The sequence below is a fragment of the Pseudomonas sp. BLCC-B112 genome (assembly GCF_028550695.1).
GTDB classification, from domain to species: Bacteria; Pseudomonadota; Gammaproteobacteria; order Pseudomonadales; family Pseudomonadaceae; genus Aquipseudomonas; species Aquipseudomonas danubii.
The window spans coordinates 21,712-37,661 of the sequence record NZ_JAQQGK010000018.1 but is presented as its reverse complement, the minus strand read 5'-3'; the positions used below and the strand labels follow the sequence as shown (position 1 = coordinate 37,661).

General features: G+C 65.4%; 14 protein-coding genes. 11 read left to right on the top strand and 3 right to left on the bottom strand.

The window, feature by feature from the left end; all coding sequences use genetic code 11:
- Positions 1-32: 32 nt before the first annotated feature.
- Together PQT43_RS30240 and exaA are read right to left on the bottom strand one after the other, a co-directional pair.
- A complete protein-coding gene (locus PQT43_RS30240; RefSeq protein WP_110597212.1) occupies positions 33-692 on the bottom strand; it encodes a pentapeptide repeat-containing protein in 660 nt (219 codons plus the stop codon).
- A 208-nt stretch (positions 693-900) separates the two neighbouring features.
- On the bottom strand, positions 901-2,787 hold the full coding sequence (gene exaA / locus PQT43_RS30235) for a quinoprotein ethanol dehydrogenase (protein WP_253085773.1): 1,887 nt from the start codon (positions 2,785-2,787) through the stop codon (positions 901-903).
- A 253-nt stretch (positions 2,788-3,040) separates the two neighbouring features.
- On the opposite strand from exaA, the gene pedF reads away from it, so the two are divergent.
- The 11 genes from pedF to PQT43_RS30180 all read left to right on the top strand — a co-directional run bounded on the left by pedF (position 3,041) and on the right by PQT43_RS30180 (position 15,287).
- Positions 3,041-3,502, top strand: a complete 462-nt coding sequence (gene pedF, locus PQT43_RS30230; RefSeq protein ID WP_102861878.1) for a cytochrome c-550 PedF — start codon at positions 3,041-3,043, stop codon at positions 3,500-3,502.
- A gap of 5 nt (positions 3,503-3,507) precedes the next feature.
- Complete coding sequence (locus PQT43_RS30225) at positions 3,508-4,383, top strand: substrate-binding periplasmic protein (protein ID WP_272755470.1); 876 nt, start codon at positions 3,508-3,510, stop codon at positions 4,381-4,383.
- 8 nt (positions 4,384-4,391) lie between these two features.
- Positions 4,392-5,162, top strand: a complete 771-nt coding sequence (locus PQT43_RS30220; RefSeq protein WP_272755469.1) for a quinoprotein dehydrogenase-associated SoxYZ-like carrier — start codon at positions 4,392-4,394, stop codon at positions 5,160-5,162.
- A gap of 35 nt (positions 5,163-5,197) precedes the next feature.
- Positions 5,198-6,127, top strand: a complete 930-nt coding sequence (locus tag PQT43_RS30215; protein WP_272755468.1) for a quinoprotein relay system zinc metallohydrolase 1 — start codon at positions 5,198-5,200, stop codon at positions 6,125-6,127.
- Between the two features lie 227 nt (positions 6,128-6,354).
- Complete coding sequence (pedH, locus tag PQT43_RS30210) at positions 6,355-8,130, top strand: PQQ-dependent alcohol dehydrogenase PedH (RefSeq protein ID WP_102880324.1); 1,776 nt, start codon at positions 6,355-6,357, stop codon at positions 8,128-8,130.
- Positions 8,131-8,327: 197 nt separating this feature from the next.
- Positions 8,328-9,848 (top strand): acetaldehyde dehydrogenase ExaC, encoded by a 1,521-nt coding sequence (exaC, locus tag PQT43_RS30205; protein ID WP_272755466.1) that lies wholly within the window; start codon positions 8,328-8,330, stop codon positions 9,846-9,848.
- 388 nt (positions 9,849-10,236) lie between these two features.
- Positions 10,237-10,308, top strand: a complete 72-nt coding sequence (gene pqqA / locus PQT43_RS30200; RefSeq protein WP_011060521.1) for a pyrroloquinoline quinone precursor peptide PqqA — start codon at positions 10,237-10,239, stop codon at positions 10,306-10,308.
- Positions 10,309-10,369: 61 nt separating this feature from the next.
- Entirely contained in the window at positions 10,370-11,284 is a 915-nt protein-coding gene (gene pqqB / locus PQT43_RS30195) for a pyrroloquinoline quinone biosynthesis protein PqqB (protein ID WP_265074557.1), read from the top strand.
- A 125-nt stretch (positions 11,285-11,409) separates the two neighbouring features.
- Complete coding sequence (gene ercA, locus PQT43_RS30190) at positions 11,410-12,573, top strand: alcohol dehydrogenase-like regulatory protein ErcA (RefSeq protein ID WP_213666042.1); 1,164 nt, start codon at positions 11,410-11,412, stop codon at positions 12,571-12,573.
- On the top strand, positions 12,557-14,284 hold the full coding sequence (locus PQT43_RS30185; protein WP_265074558.1) for a PAS domain-containing hybrid sensor histidine kinase/response regulator: 1,728 nt from the start codon (positions 12,557-12,559) through the stop codon (positions 14,282-14,284). Before ercA ends, PQT43_RS30185 begins: the two co-directional genes overlap by 17 nt.
- A gap of 151 nt (positions 14,285-14,435) precedes the next feature.
- Complete coding sequence (locus tag PQT43_RS30180) at positions 14,436-15,287, top strand: VanW family protein (protein WP_102880329.1); 852 nt, start codon at positions 14,436-14,438, stop codon at positions 15,285-15,287.
- Here the strand turns inward: PQT43_RS30180 and PQT43_RS30175 are convergent.
- Positions 15,261-15,809 (bottom strand): YniB family protein, encoded by a 549-nt coding sequence (locus PQT43_RS30175; RefSeq protein ID WP_102880330.1) that lies wholly within the window; start codon positions 15,807-15,809, stop codon positions 15,261-15,263. The genes PQT43_RS30180 and PQT43_RS30175 overlap by 27 nt on opposite strands.
- Between the last annotated feature and the right edge of the window lie 141 nt (positions 15,810-15,950).

Below are 15,950 nucleotides of genomic sequence, written 5' to 3'. Positions count from 1 at the left end.
GTGAGGCGCTTGGTCATGCCTGGGGCAACGGCCTATTTATCCCAAGTCCCCGGACACCCCTGGCACCCCTCCATATTGGCATCCTGAAAATTCCCATAATGCTGCCGCGCCCCGCGCAAATCGGCGCGTTCCAGATTGCTCTCACCCAACTTGGCCTCCTGCAGATTGGCATCCGTCAGATTGGCCCCTTGCAGATCCGCCTTGCTCAACCAGGCCATCTCCAAATCCGCGGCCTGCAGGTTGGCCTGGTGCAGCTTGGCCCCGGACAGCCGGGCAAATTGCAAGTAGGCCGCGCTGAGGTTGGCGTTCTCGAATTGCGCGCCCTGGGCAAACAGGCCCCAACCCTGAATGGCCATCAGCTTGGCGTCGGTAAAGTCCGCCAGCCGCAGGTTGCTCTGTTGCAGGCTGGCACGGGTCAGGTTGGCGCCTTGCAGGCGGGCTTTTTCCAAATTGGCCAGGTCCAGCTGGGCATGGCGCAGGTCGGCGTCACGCAGGTCGGCGCCGGCCAGGTTCATCTTGCGCAGGTCCTGGTTGGCCAGGTTAGCGCCGCGCAGGTTGGCGCCGGGGCATTGGCTGGCTTCGGCAATCACGCAGCCGTTGATGGTCAGCGGGACGTCGTTGCCGTCGTCGTCGATGTTCACCGCGAAGGCGGGGGACAGGCTCAACAGCAGGACAAGGGGCAGGTAGTTCATGGTGCGGTGCTCCAGGCGGGAGTGAAGACGGGTGTGGCGAGAAGGCGGGCTCCCGGTCGACCGGCGCCCTGGGGTCGTAGCCGTCCAGAACCCGGCCCCCGGGGTGTGTCTGGCACATCCCGGGGCGGGTTTCGGGGCCGCTGTGCGCTGATGCGCCAGCGCGGCCCAGCAGGAGCAAGCTCCCTCGCTACAGATAGGGCGGTGAAGGTCAGCGCTGGGCGGTCTTATTATCCCAACTCGGGATCTTGAACACCCAGAACGAACCGCCTTGGGCCACCGGCTTGGTCAGCTCGGCCATGTCGCCACCCCACAGCGGCACCGCGCCGCCGTAGCCCACGGTCACGCCGATGTACTGCTCGCCATCCTGTTCCCAGGTGATGGGCGGCGAGACGATGCCGCTTCCGGTCTGGAATTTCCACAGTTCCTTGCCGGTCTTGGCGTCGAAGGCCTTGAAGAAGCCGTCGCCGGTGCCGGTGAACACCAGGTTGCCCTTGGTCGCCAAGACGCCGGCCCACAGTGGCAGCTGCTCCTTGTGTTCCCACACCAGTTTGCCGGTGGTGGGGTCCATGGCCCGCAGGGTGCCGACGTGGTCGTCGTACATGCGCTTGATGCGGAAGCCCATCCCCAGGTAGGCCGAGCCTTTCTTGTAGTTCACTTCCTCGGTCCAGTACTCCTCCTTCCACTGGTTGCCGGGGATGTAGAACAGCCCGGTGTCTTGGCTGTAGGCCATGGGGTTCCAGTTCTTGCCACCCAGGAACGGCGGTGAGACTTCCACCGGTTTGCCCTTGGTTTCACCCGGCAGCGGTTTGGCCGGACGCTGGCCTTCGTTTTCCACGGGGCGGCCGGTCTTGAGGTCGATGTGGCTGGCCCAGGTGATGTTGTCGACGAAGGGGAAGGCGTTCTGCAATTTGCCGTTGTTGCGGTCCACCACGTAGAAGAAGCCGTTGCGGTCGGCGTGGCCGGTGGCCTTGACCACTTTGCCGTCCTTGCCCTTGTAGTCGAACAGCACCAGTTCGTTGTTGCCGGAGAAATCCCAGGCATCGTTCGGCGTGTGCTGGTAGAACCATTTCACTTCGCCGGTGCTCGGGTCGACGCCGACCTGGCCCGAGGTGTAGAGGCTGTCGTAGTCGTGGGGGTTGCCGTCTTTCGAGGTCCGTGCCCAGGTGTTCCACGGGCCGGGGTTGCCGGCGCCGACGATGATGGTGTTGGTTTCGGCATCGAAGCTGGCGCTCTGCCAAGGGGCACCGCCGCCATGGCTCCAGGCTTCGACCTTGCCGGTTTCGGTGGTCTTGTCGTCGGGCCAGGACGGTGCCTTGACGTCGCCGGTGGGGGTGCTGTCCTTGCCGTTGAGGCGGCCCATGTGGCCTTCGACGAAGGGCCGCATCCACACCTCTTCGCCGGTGTCCGGGTCGCGGGCGAACAACTGGCCGACCACGCCGAATTCGTCGCCGGAGCTGCCGTGGATCAGCAGCACCTTACCGCTGGTCTTGTCCTTGATCAGCACCGGGGCGCCGGTCATGGTGTAGCCGGCGCTGTGGTCGCCGAATTTCTTGTTCCACACCACCTTGCCGGTGTTCTTGTCCAGGGCGATGACCCGGGCGTCGAGGGTGCCGAAGTAGATCTTGTCGCCGTAGATCGCCGCGCCGCGGTTGACCACATCGCAGCACGGGCGAATGTTGTCCGGCAGGCGGTGGTTGTAGGTCCACAGGCGTTTGCCGGTCTTGGCGTCCAGGGCGAACACCCGCGAGTAGGAGCCGGTGACGTAGACCACGCCGTCGCGGACGATGGCCTGGGATTCCTGGCCGCGCTGCTTCTCGTCGCCGAAGGAGTAGGACCAGGCCGGGGTCAGCTTGAACACGTTCTTGTCGTTGACCTGGGCCAGGGGGCTCCAGCGCTGGGCGTTGGTGCCCATGCCGTACTGCAGCACGTCCTTGGTGGTCAGGTGGTCGTTGGCGATGTCTTCCCAGGTGACGTTCTTGCTGGCAGGTGTCGCCGGGGCGGTGGCCGCTGTGGCCGCCGTGCTCAAGGACAGGCTGGCGGCCAGCAGCACGGCCAGGCTCAGGGGGGAAAGGGCGGGTAGCGATCTTATTGTCATGGTTGCAGTTCCCAGTGGAGGTTTTGGCCTGACTAGGGTCTGCCGCGGGACGCGCTTTGAGATACGGAAAAAGTCCCGCCTTTGCCGGGAAAAGTTCCCGGGCGGCACCTGATTTAGGCCCGCGCCACAAGCCCTACTACCAAGGGAGTAGGACGCGACCACCAAAGCAGCATACGGCCGCCCGCCGGCTGTTTCTAAGATGGCGCCATGGCCTCTGTAGCGAGGTCTTGCGTGCAATCTTGAGGGCATAACAATGACAACAAAACGCAACGCCTTGCTCGCGGTAGGGCTGCTGACCGGTGCCTTGGCCACCGGCGCTGTATGGGCCCATGGCAACGTGGTGCCCCAGGCGGTGGAAACCCAGGGCCTGACGCCGATCAAGGACGCTGGAGTGAGCCTCGATGGCGACGGCTGGGCCGCAGTCAACCCTTATCGCACCTCGCCCGAGCGCGACAAGGCAGTGGAAATCGGTGCTTCGGCCTACAACCAGAACTGCGCCGCTTGCCATGGCCTGGAAGCCAAGTCCGGCGGTATCGCCCCGGACCTGCGCATGCTCGATGCCGGCGAAGCCGGGGATGAATGGTTCGTCGAACGGGTGCGCCACGGCGCGGTGCGCGATGGCCGGGTGTACATGCCGAAGATGGCCGACTACCTGAGTCAGGAAGCCCTGTGGGCGGTGCGCACCTACCTGGACAGCGTGCGCGTCGAGGAGTGATCGCCATGGGCCGCCTCGGCGTGTTCCTCAGTGGCCTGCTGCTGTGTTGCGCCACGGCCCAGGCCGAGGTGCGCAACTACGACACGATGATCGCCTCCGGTGAACTGAAGGTGGCGGTGTACCAGGATTTTGCCCCCTACAGCTTCGAGGATCAGGGCCAGCCGCGGGGTGTCGATGTGGAGCTGGCGCAAGCCCTGGCCGAGGCCCTGGGGGTGAGCCTGCAACTGATCTGGGCGCCCCCCGGGGAGAAGCTCGACGACGACCTGCGGGACTACATCTGGCGCGGCAGTCCGCTGCGCCACCAGCAGTTGGCCGACCTGATGATGCGCGTGCCCTACGACCACGACTTTGCGCAAAAGCGCAACGAACTGGGCGAGCTGACCAACGACCACGTGGTGATGTTCGGCCCCTATCAGGAGGAGCGCTGGCAGGTCGCATTCGACCGCCGCCGGCTGGATGCGGTGGCCAGTGTCGCGGTGTTCCAGCAGCACCCCATTGGCGTCGAAGTGGACAGCGTGCCGTCGTTCTACCTGACCTCGGTGTTCAACGGCATGCTCAGTGCCAAGACCCATCATTACCCCAGCGTGCAGCAGGCCTTCAGCGCCCTGAGGGCCGGGCAGGTGGACGCGGTGATGGCCATGCGCGGCGAGATCGACTGGCAGTTGCATAAGGCCGCTGATCCGCAGTTGGCCCTGGCGGAAAACGCCTACCCGAACATGGGCAAGCAGGTGTGGGAGATCGGCATGGCGGTGCATGAAAGCAACCGCCAGTTGGCCTATGCCGTGGAGGAGGCTCTGGAAGGGCTGATCCGCGACGGTCGCCTGCAGGCGCTGTATGCCCGTTATGGCCTGCGTTACGAGGTCCCACAGATGTATCAATAGGAGCTGCGATGAACTGGCGAGCGACCTGTCTGCTGGCGTGCTGGCTGCCCTTGGCGACCCCGGCGCTGGCCACCGATCCGCAAGGCCCGGGCGTGGACCCGGTGCCCTCGGTGATGTGGGCCTTCTACCACAAGCAACTGCTGGGCGATGCCGCGTTCGTCTTCGATGACCGGGTCAAGCTGCTGGCACCGCCCTTTGCCGAGGATGCGCGGCAGGTGCCGCTGGAGATCGACGCCCGGGCCTTCACCGGCGAGGTGGTGCGCATCCTCGCCTGGGCCGAGCTCAATCCCTTGCCGCGCATCGTCGATTTCGAGCCGGGGGAGCGGGTGCTGCCCTGGCTGTCGATCCGCATCCGCATCGAGCAGGCCACGCCGCTGCGCGCCGCGGTGCTGACCCGCGATGGCCTGTGGCACGTGGGCTCGACCCTGATCGATGCCGCCGGTGGCGGTTGCACTGCCCCCAGCGTGGTGCGCACCCAGCCGGGTTGGGAAGAGCATATCGGTGAGGTGCTGGGCGGGCGCTATCCCCGGGGTGATGCCAGCCGCCTGCGCCTGCAAGTCTCCCACCCGATGGACAACGGCCTGGTCAGCGGCATCCCCGAGTTCTTCCTCAACCACGCCGAACTGCGCGACCAGAACGACCAGCGCCTGGCCAGCCTCGAACTGTTCCCGGCGGTCAGCGAAAACCCCAACCTGGGGTTCGATATCCAGGGGCCGGGGCAGACCCGCTTGCTGTTGCGCGACAACAGCGGCAATCAGTTCGAGGCCAAGCTGCCCTGACCGCATCCTTTGACCCACCCGAGCCGAGGCGCGCCATGCGTTGGATTCTGCTGTTGCTGCTGTGCCTGGGTCTGCCGGCCCGAGCCGACCTGGACTATCAACTCAAGCCCCGGCAGATCGCTGAGGGCATCTGGCTGCTGGAAGGCAGCACCGACAATTTCGCCAAGGCCAATGGCGGCAATATCGTCAACACCGGTTTCATCGTCACCGACAACGGGGTGGTGGTGATCGACAGCGGACCGTCGAAACGCTACGGCGAAGCCTTGCGCCGGGCCATTGCCGCCACCACCGACAAGCCGGTGATCCAGCTGTTGCTGACTCACCATCACCCCGACCATGTGCTGGGCAACCAGGCCTTTGGCGATGTGCCCATCGGCGCCCTGGCCGGCACCGCCGACCTGCTGCGCCAGCAGGGCGAGGCCATGGCCGAGAACATGTACCGCATGGTCGGTGACTGGATGCGCGGCACCGAGGTGGTGTTGCCGACCCAGGAACTGAAGCCCGGCCTTCTTGAGGTGGGCGGGCATCGCTTGCGCCTGCTGAGTCTGAGTGGGCACACCGGCGCTGATCTGGCGATTCTCGACGAGAACAGCGGGGTGCTGTTTGCCGGTGACCTGGTGTTCTACGAGCGCGCGCTGACCACCCCCAACAGCCCGGGGCTGGAGGTATGGCTCAAGGATCTGGACACCTTGCAGGCGCTGCCGTGGAAGCTGATCGTTCCCGGGCACGGGCCGGTTGCCAGCGATGCGGCGCCTTTTGCCCAGATGCGCGACTACCTGAGTTGGCTCGATGGGCTGATGCGCGACGGCGCAGCCCGGGGCGATGACATGGCGGAGATGATCCGCCGCCCGATCCCCGAGCGTTTTGCCGGCATCAGCCTGACCCGCTACGAGCTGATCCGCAGCGTCAGCCACCTGTACCCGCGTTACGAGCGCCAGCGCCTGCAGCGTATCGACGGCCTGTAGGCGCCGGCTGGACGGCGAAGGCGATCTTGCGGACCCCTTCGCTGGCAAGCCAGCTCCTACAGTGCGGGGGCATGGCGCCTGCTTGAAGCTTGCCACTGCCCCTCCTGTACCAAGGAACTAGAAAACTCCGCACTGCGGGCAATTGTTGGCAAGCAGGCCGGGACCAAGAATTCCCGGCAGACCGGGAAAATTTCCCGGGAACAACAATAACCGCCGAGGTAGCCGTCATGACCCAACCCCCACGTCGCCCCTGTTTCGCCGTGAGCCTGGTGCTCAGCGCCATGCTGCTGTCCAGCGCGGCCCTGGCCGCCGTCACCGATGAAGAGATCCTCCAGGACCCGAAGAACCCTGAGCAGATCGTCACCAACGGCCTGGGTGTCCAGGGCCAGCGCTACAGCCCGCTGGATATGCTCAACGTCGATAACGTCAAGGAGCTGCGGCCGGTCTGGGCCTTCTCCTTCGGCGGCGAGAAGCAGCGCGGCCAGCAGGCCCAGCCGCTGATCAAGGACGGGGTGATGTACATGACCGGTTCCTATTCCCGGGTGTTCGCGGTGGATGCGCGCACCGGCAAGAAGCTCTGGCAGTACGACGCTCGCCTGCCGGACGACATCCGCCCGTGCTGCGACGTGATCAACCGCGGCGTGGCGCTGTACGGCGATCTGGTGTTCTTCGGCACCCTGGACGCCAAGCTGGTGGCCCTGAACAAGGACACCGGCAAGGTGGTGTGGAGCAAGAAGGTCGCCGACCACAAAGAGGGTTATTCCATCAGCGCCGCGCCGATGATGGTCAACGGCAAGTTGATCACCGGGGTGGCCGGCGGTGAGTTCGGCGTGGTGGGCAAGATCCAGGCCTACGACCCGAAAAACGGCGAGTTGCTGTGGATGCGTCCCACCGTGGAAGGCCACATGGGCTACGTGTACAAGGACGGCAAGGCCATCGAGAATGGCATTTCCGGTGGCGAGGCGGGCAAGACCTGGCCGGGCGACCTGTGGAAGACCGGCGGCGCCGCGCCGTGGCTCGGCGGCTACTACGACCCGGAAACCAACCTGCTGCTGTTCGGCACCGGCAACCCGGCGCCGTGGAACTCCCACCTGCGCCCTGGCGACAACCTGTATTCCTCGTCGCGTCTGGCCCTGAACCCGGACGACGGCACCATCAAGTGGCACTTCCAGAGCACCCCTCACGACGGTTGGGACTTCGACGGCGTCAACGAGCTGATCTCCTTCAACTACAAGGAGGGCGGCAAGGAGATCAAGGCTGCCGCCACCGCCGACCGCAACGGCTTCTTCTACGTGCTCGATCGCACCAACGGCAAGTTCATCCGCGGCTTCCCCTTTGTCGACAAGATCACCTGGGCCACCGGCCTGGATAAGAACGGCCGGCCGATCTACAACGAGGCCAGCCGTCCTGGCGCCCCGGGCAGCGAGGCCAAGGGCAGCTCGGTGTTCGTCGCCCCGGCCTTCCTCGGCGCCAAGAACTGGATGCCCATGGCCTACAACCGCGACACCGGGCTGTTCTACGTGCCGTCCAACGAATGGGGCATGGACATCTGGAACGAAGGCATCGCCTACAAGAAGGGCGCGGCGTTCCTTGGCGCGGGCTTCACCATCAAGCCGCTGAACGAGGACTACATCGGCGTGCTGCGGGCCATCGACCCCATCAGCGGCAAGGAAGTCTGGCGTCACAAGAACTTCGCGCCGCTGTGGGGCGGGGTACTGACCACCAAGGGCAACCTGGTGTTCACCGGCACGCCTGAGGGCTTCCTCCAGGCCTTCAACGCCAAGACCGGCGAGAAGGTCTGGGAATTCCAGACCGGCTCCGGGGTGCTGGGCTCGCCCGTGACCTGGGAAATGGACGGCGAGCAGTACGTTTCGGTGCTCTCCGGCTGGGGCGGCGCGGTGCCGCTGTGGGGCGGCGAAGTGGCCAAGCGGGTCAAGGACTTCAACCAGGGCGGCATGCTCTGGACCTTCAAGCTGCCCAAGGACCTGGTGAGCAAACGCTAATCGTAGGAGCCAGCTTGCTGGCGAAGAGGCCCGCAAGAGCGTCTTCATCGGCAAGCCGGCTCCCGCACAGGGCAATCAACCTACGACCAAATGACGAGAGCCCCCCCTGCCAACGATGCATTCGTCCGGCAGGCGGGGCTCTCTACCATCGGTTCATCGCCTGTCGTCGGACAGGCCTCGACCAGCAGAGGCTCAGCATGATCTACGCACAACCCGGAACCCCAGGCGCCGTCGTGTCCTTCAAGCCACGCTACGGCAATTTCATCGGCGGCCAGTTCGTGCCGCCGGTGGCTGGCCAGTACTTCACCAACACCTCGCCGGTCAACGGTGAAGTGATCGCCGAATTCCCCCGTTCCAGCGCCGCCGATATCGACCTGGCCCTGGACGCCGCCCATGCCGCCGCCGAGGCCTGGGGCAAGACCTCGGTCCAGGACCGCTCGCGGGTGCTGTTGAAGATCGCCGACCGCATCGAGCAGAACCTGGAGATCCTCGCGGTCAGCGAGACCTGGGACAACGGCAAGGCGGTGCGCGAAACCCTCAACGCCGACGTGCCCCTGGCCGCTGACCACTTCCGCTACTTCGCCGGTTGCATCCGCGCCCAGGAAGGCGGCGCCGCGGAGATCAACGAACTGACCACCGCCTACCATTTCCACGAACCCCTGGGCGTGGTCGGGCAGATTATCCCGTGGAACTTCCCGCTGCTGATGGCCGCCTGGAAGCTGGCCCCGGCCCTGGCCGCCGGCAACTGCGTGGTGCTCAAGCCCGCCGAGCAGACCCCGCTGTCGATCATGATCTTCGCCGAGTTGATCGCCGACCTGCTGCCGGCCGGGGTGCTGAACATCGTCCAGGGCTTTGGCCGCGAAGCCGGCGAGGCCCTGGCCACCAGCAAGCGCATCGCCAAGATCGCCTTCACCGGCTCGACCCCGGTGGGCTCGCACATCATGAAATGCGCCGCCGAGAACATCATTCCGTCCACCGTGGAACTGGGCGGCAAGTCGCCGAACATCTTCTTCGAAGACATCATGCAGGCCGAGCCCAAGTTCATCGAAAAGGCCGCCGAGGGCCTGGTGCTGGCGTTCTTCAACCAGGGTGAAGTCTGCACCTGCCCATCCCGGGCCCTGGTGCAGGAGTCGATCTACGAGCCGTTCATGGCCGAGGTGATGAAGAAGATCGTCAAGATCAAGCGCGGCAACCCGCTGGACACCGAGACCATGGTCGGCGCCCAGGCATCCCAGCAGCAGTACGAAAAGATCCTCTCCTACCTGCAGATCGCCCAGGAGGAGGGCGCCGAGCTGCTCACCGGTGGCGCCGCCGAACTGTTGGAGGGCGACCTGTCCAGCGGCTATTACATCCAGCCGACCCTGCTCAAGGGCCACAACAAGATGCGCGTGTTCCAGGAAGAGATCTTCGGCCCGGTGGTGGGCGTGACCACCTTCAAGGACGAAGCCGAAGCCCTGGCGATTGCCAACGACAGCGAGTTCGGCCTGGGCGCCGGGCTGTGGACCCGCGACATCAACCGCGCCTACCGCATGGGCCGGGCGATCCAGGCCGGGCGCGTGTGGACCAACTGCTACCACCTGTACCCGGCCCACGCCGCGTTTGGTGGCTACAAGAAGTCCGGCGTGGGCCGCGAGACCCACAAGATGATGCTCGACCACTACCAGCAGACCAAGAACCTGCTGGTGAGCTACGACATCAACCCCCTGGGCTTCTTCTAAGGGCAAGAAAGAGCGGGGTAGTTGGGTGCTGCCCCGCTTTGTGTGGCAACGGCGCGACGTCTTGGGTGGACGTCGCGCCGTTTTTTTGCCTGGGGACCGCCCGCCAAACCTCCAGCTGCTGTAGCCGCTGCCGAGCGTGCGAGGCTGCGCAAAGGCCCGCAGGGCCTTGCTTGGCGGTTTCCCGTCAACCGCCTGGTTCTCATGCCCCCTGTGTCTCCTGCGTCGGCATGCCGCCCAAGCCGTGCGCAGCCTGCGGCAGCGGCTACACACGCGCCAAGCCCCTACCAACGCACCCCGCCGGCTCGTCCCAAAGTAGCATTCGGGCGCCGCGCCCCTCGTGCATTAATGCCTCTACCGGAATCCCCGGCACAACAAGAGGATTGACCCCATGTGGCATAAACCCGCGTACACCGACCTGCGTATCGGCTTTGAAGTGACCATGTACTTCGCCAACCGCTGAGCCGTCCCGCTCCGGCCGGCCCGGGTGGCGGCCGGAGTCTTCTGCCCCTTTGGAGCACACTATGCATATCCGCATTCTCGGTTCCGCGGCGGGTGGCGGTTTTCCCCAGTGGAACTGCAACTGCCGCAACTGCGCCGGAGTGCGCGACGGCAGCCTGCGCGCCCAGCGCCGTACCCAATCGTCCATCGCCCTGAGCGACCACGGCAGCGAGTGGATCTTGTGCAACGCCTCGCCGGATATTCGCCAGCAGCTGGAATCCTTCCCGACCCTGCAACCGGCCCGACAGCTGCGCGACACCGCCCTGGCCGGAGTGATCCTGCTGGACAGCCAGATCGACCACTGCACCGGCCTGCTCAGCCTGCGCGAAGGCTGCCCGCATCAGGTCTGGTGCACCGAGATGGTCCATCAGGACCTGTGCAGCGGCTTCCCCCTGTTCAACATGCTCAGCCACTGGAACGGCGGCTTGCAGTGGCAGCCTATCCACCTCGATGGCCGCGAGTTCAGCCTACCGGCCTGCCCGGACATCGCCTTGCGGGCCATTGCCCTGCGCAGCAGCGCGCCGCCATATTCGCCCCATCGCGGCAACCCGCACCCGGGGGACAATATCGGCCTGTTCATCGCGGATCGGCGCAGCGGCGCCAGCCTGTTCTACGCCCCGGGCCTGGGGCAGGTGGATGAGGCCCTGCTGGAATGGATGGACCGCGCCGACTGCCTGCTGGTGGACGGCACCTTGTGGCGCGACGACGAAATGCGCGTCTGTGGCGTCGGCGACAAACTGGGCAGCGAAATGGGCCACCTGGCGCAAAGCGGCCCCGGCGGCATGCTTGATGTGCTGGAGCGCTTTCCCCGGGCGCGCAAGGTTCTGATCCACATCAACAACACCAACCCGATCCTCGACGAAGACTCCGCCGAGCGCGCCGAACTGACCCGCCGCGGCATCGAAGTGGCGCATGACGGCATGGACATCCATCTCTGACGCCACCCGGTCCCTGTAGCCGCTGCCGCAGGCTGCGAAGTCCGCCGATGGTCGGATTGCTTTCAGCAACGGATGCTTTAGGCTGGCGTTCTCCTTCCAGAACAATAAGAAAACAGGCTTCCCCCATGAGCCAGAATCTCAGTCTGCTGCGCAAGTTCGTGTCTCCGGAAATCATCTTTGGCGCCGGTTGCCGGCATAACGTCGGCAACTATGCGAAGACCTTCGGCGCGCGCAAGGTCCTGGTGGTCAGCGACCCCGGGGTGATCGCCGCCGGTTGGGTCGCCGACGTCGAGGCCAGTCTCCAGGCCCAGGGCGTGGACTATTGCCTGTACAGCCAGGTGTCGCCCAACCCGCGGGTGGAGGAGGTGATGCAGGGCGCCGAGGTCTACCGCGAAAATGCCTGCGATGTGATCGTCGCCGTCGGCGGTGGCAGCCCGATGGATTGCGGCAAGGGCATCGGCATTGTGGTGGCCCACGGGCGCAGCATCCTTGAGTTCGAAGGGGTGGACATGATCCGCGTGCCGAGCCCGCCCTTGATCATGATTCCCACCACCGCCGGCACCTCGGCGGACGTCTCGCAGTTCGTCATCATCTCCAACCAGCAGGAGCGGATGAAGTTCTCCATCGTCAGCAAGGCGGTGGTCCCGGATGTGTCGCTGATCGACCCGGAAACCACCCTGGGCATGGACCCGTTCCTCTCCGCCTGCACCGGCATCGACGCCCTGGTGCATGCCATCGAGGCCTTTGTTTCCACCGGCCACGGCCCGCTCACCGACCCCCATGCCCTGGAAGCCATGCGCCTGATCAACGGCAACCTGGTGCAGATGATCGCCAACCCGGCGGACATCGCCCTGCGCGAGCAGATCATGCTCGGCAGCATGCAGGCCGGGCTGGCGTTCTCCAACGCGATTCTTGGTGCGGTGCATGCCATGTCCCACAGCCTGGGGGGCTTTCTCGACCTGCCCCACGGGTTGTGCAACGCGGTGCTGGTGGAGCATGTGGTGGCCTTCAACTACAGCTCGGCACCGGAGCGCTTCAAGGTGATTGCCGAGACCTTCGGCATCGACTGTCGCGGGCTCAACCAGCGGCAGATCTGCGGGCGGCTGGTGGAGCACCTGATCGCCCTCAAGCGCGCCATCGGCTTCCACGAAACCCTGGGCCTGCATGGGGTCAGCAGCAGCGATATTCCGTTCCTGTCCCAGCATGCGATGGACGATCCGTGCATCCTCACCAACCCGCGCGAATCCAGCCAGCGTGACGTCGAGGTGGTGTATGGCGAGGCCCTCTGACGAACAGCAACGGGCCCTGGCCGGGCTCTTGGGGCTGGGTAACCACTCGGCGCGCAAGAGCCACTACCCGGAACTGGCGGCGCGCCTGGAAGACCTGGAAACCGAGCGCAACCGCTACAAGTGGCTGTTCGAGCACGCGGTGCACGGCATCTTCCAGGCCAGCCTGCAGGCCGGCATGCGCGCGGCCAACCCGGCCCTGGCGCGCATGCTGGGGTATCAGGACCCCCAGGAAGTGCTGTTCTCCCTGGCCGATCTGGCCGGCAATCTGTTCGTCGGCGGCGCCGCGGAACTGGCGGCCATCGGCGAGCAGTTGCAGAGCCAGCGCAGCCTGCTGGGCTATGAAACCCAGCTGCGGCGCAAGGACGGCAGCAGCATCGATGTGCTGATGAACCTGCTGCTCAAGCCCGACCAGGATGGGCTGGTGGAAGGGTTTGTCGCTGACATCACCGAACGCAAGCTGGCCCAGCAGCATCTGGAACAGCTCAACGACCAGTTGGAGCAGCGGGTCGCCGCGCGCACCGATGAACTGCTGGAAGCCAACCGCAACCTGCAGCAGCAGATCGCCCGGCGCGAACGCATCGAGTGTGATCTGCGGGATGCCCGGGACGCCGCCGAGGCGGCCAACCGCAGCAAGGACAAGTACCTGGCCGCCGCCAGCCACGACCTGCTGCAACCGCTGAATGCCGCGCGGCTGTTGATCTCCACCTTGCGCGAGCGGCGCCTGCCGGCCGCCGAGCAACTGTTGGTGGAACGCACCCACCAGGCCCTGGAAGGCGCCGAGGATTTGCTCACCGATCTGCTGGACATCTCCAAGCTCGACCAGGCGGCGGTCAAGCCGGACCTGGCGGTGTATCGCCTGGATGAAATGCTCGCGCCGCTGGTGTCGGAGTTCCAGTCGGTGGCCGAGGCGGCCGGTCTGGAGCTGCGGGTGCGCTTCGGCGACTTTGCCCTGTTCACCGACCTGCGGCTGATGACCCGCATTTTGCGCAACTTTCTCAGCAATGCCTGCCGCTACACCGAGCGCGGCAGCATTTTGCTGGCGGCGCGGCGCCGCGGCGATCAACTGCGGCTGGAGGTGTGGGACACCGGGCGCGGCATTGCCGCTGACCGCCTGGAGTCGATCTTCCTCGAATTCAATCAGCTGGACGTGGGCCGCGCCGCCGACCGCAAAGGCGTGGGCCTGGGGCTGGCGATTGTCGAGCGCATCGCCAAGATCCTCGGCTACCGGGTGCAGGTGGAGTCGCGGCCGGGACGCGGCTCGCGGTTCAGCATCCAGGTGCCCCTGGCGGCCCGGGTGCCGTTGCCCATCAGCTTGCAGGCACCGCAGCCGGGCACCGGCAATCCGCTGCCGGGGCGGCGCCTGCTGGTGCTGGACAACGAGTTGAGCATTCTTGAGAGCATGGCCGCGCTGCTCGGGCAGTGGGGGTGTGAAGTGCTCACCGCCACCGATCAGGCGGCGGCCCTGGCGGTGCTTCAGGGCCGAGCGCCGGAACTGATCCTGGCGGATTTTCACCTGGATCACGGGGTCACCGGCTGCGAGGTCGTGCAGCAACTGCGCGAGCATTTCCAGCAGCCGCTGCCGGCGGTGATCATCACCGCCGACCGCAGCGACCAGTGTCGCCGGGCCTTGCAGCAACTGGGGGCGCCGCTGCTCAACAAACCGGTGAAACCGGGCAAGCTGCGGGCCGTGCTCAGCCAGTTGCTGGGCTAGGGCTGGGCCTGTTCTACGGTGTATTCCAGTACGGGGCGCTCGGGTGCAGGGCTTCTGGCATGGGCGCAGGCTTGCCGCTAAGATGCCGCTCTTTTTTTCAAGGACGAAGCCGGCTCCTGCGTCGTCGCGCCGGGCCGCCGTTTAACCATCGATGAAACCCTTGTCCTCGTATCACCCGCTGCTGTACTGGCTGCGAGTACGCCAGAAGCGCCTGATGCGTCATCTGGCCTGGCGCTTTTCCGGGCGCCGTTACGCCCGGCCCGAGCCCGGCAGCCCGCGCTTGCCCCATCGCCTGATCAAGCACACCTCGAAACTGATCCGCACCCTGGGCGACTGCGACCTGGCGCTGCAGCACAACAAGGTGATCAACCTCAAACTGGCGGTAGCCTGCATCGATGGCGTGCGCATCGCCCCTGGGGAGTATTTTTCTTTCTGCAAACTGGTGGGCCGGCCCAGTCGCGAACGCGGTTTTGTCGAGGGCATGGAGCTGTCGTTCGGCGAGGCCCGCAGCGGCATCGGCGGTGGCATCTGCCAGCTGAGCAACCTGATTCACTGGATGGCCATGCACTCGCCGCTGGAGGTGGTGGAACGGGCCAACCACAGTTTCGACCCGTTTCCCGACGAGGGGCGGGTGCTGCCCTTCGGTTCCGGGGCGGCGATCTTTTACAACTACATCGATCTGGTGCTGTACAACCCCGGGCCGCAGACCTTGCAGCTCAAGCTGCAGGTCGGCGCGCAACAGCTGGAGGGCGAGCTGCTTTGCGAGCAGCCGCGCGAGTATCGCTATCACGTTTACCAGCGGGCCCACCGCTTTGTGCGCGAGGGCGCCCGGGTGTACCGGGAGAACCAGATCTGGCGCGACATCCGCACCAAAGGCCAGGACGCCGAACTGCTGCGCCAGGAATGCCTGTATCGCAACCGGGTGGTGGTCAAGTACCCGGTGGCAGACGCGCTGCTCGATCCGCCGGCGCCGGGCTCAGATGATGCCCAGCATCCACAGTAGGCCCAGGTAGACCGCCGCAGCGCCCAGGGGCCAGGCCACCAGCAGGCGGGTCTGGCTGAAGAACGACGGCGCTTTGCCCACCAGGGTCGAGTCCTCCAGCTCCTGCAGGGTCTTGGCGGGCACGCCTTCTTCGGCCGGGGCCTTGAGCTGGGCTTCGATCAGCGGCTCGACCTCTTCGACCTTGCGCATCATCCCCCGGCCTGTGGCGAACAGCGCCGCGCCGACGAAGATCAGCAGGTAGATCACCAGGAACTTCCAGTGGGAGGAGTAGCTCAGGTCGATGAAGCTGGGCGTCGGGCTGTTGTCCCAGAACCAGTTCAGCGGCTGGGTATTGGCGTTGACCTGGTACACGAAGTACTTGATCGGGCGATTGATGGTCGAGGCCATGGCGGTGTAGCTGTCCAGGCGCCAATAGAGCATTTTCAGGGTCGAGAAAAAGGTCGAGATCAAGGCACCGGTAAACAACAGTGCGCCTGCGGCGATGTACAGCCGGTACTGCAATTGGGCCCTGGTGTAGGTCATGGGTGCTTCCTGCAATGAACAAAAGGGGCGCAATACTATATTTCGTGACGGCTGGACGATAGGGGCCAGTGCTCGCCCAGCGGTCGCAGAGCGCCTGACGGCCTGGAGAGCGGTGAAGCTTTGCGCAGGTCCCGGGGCGCA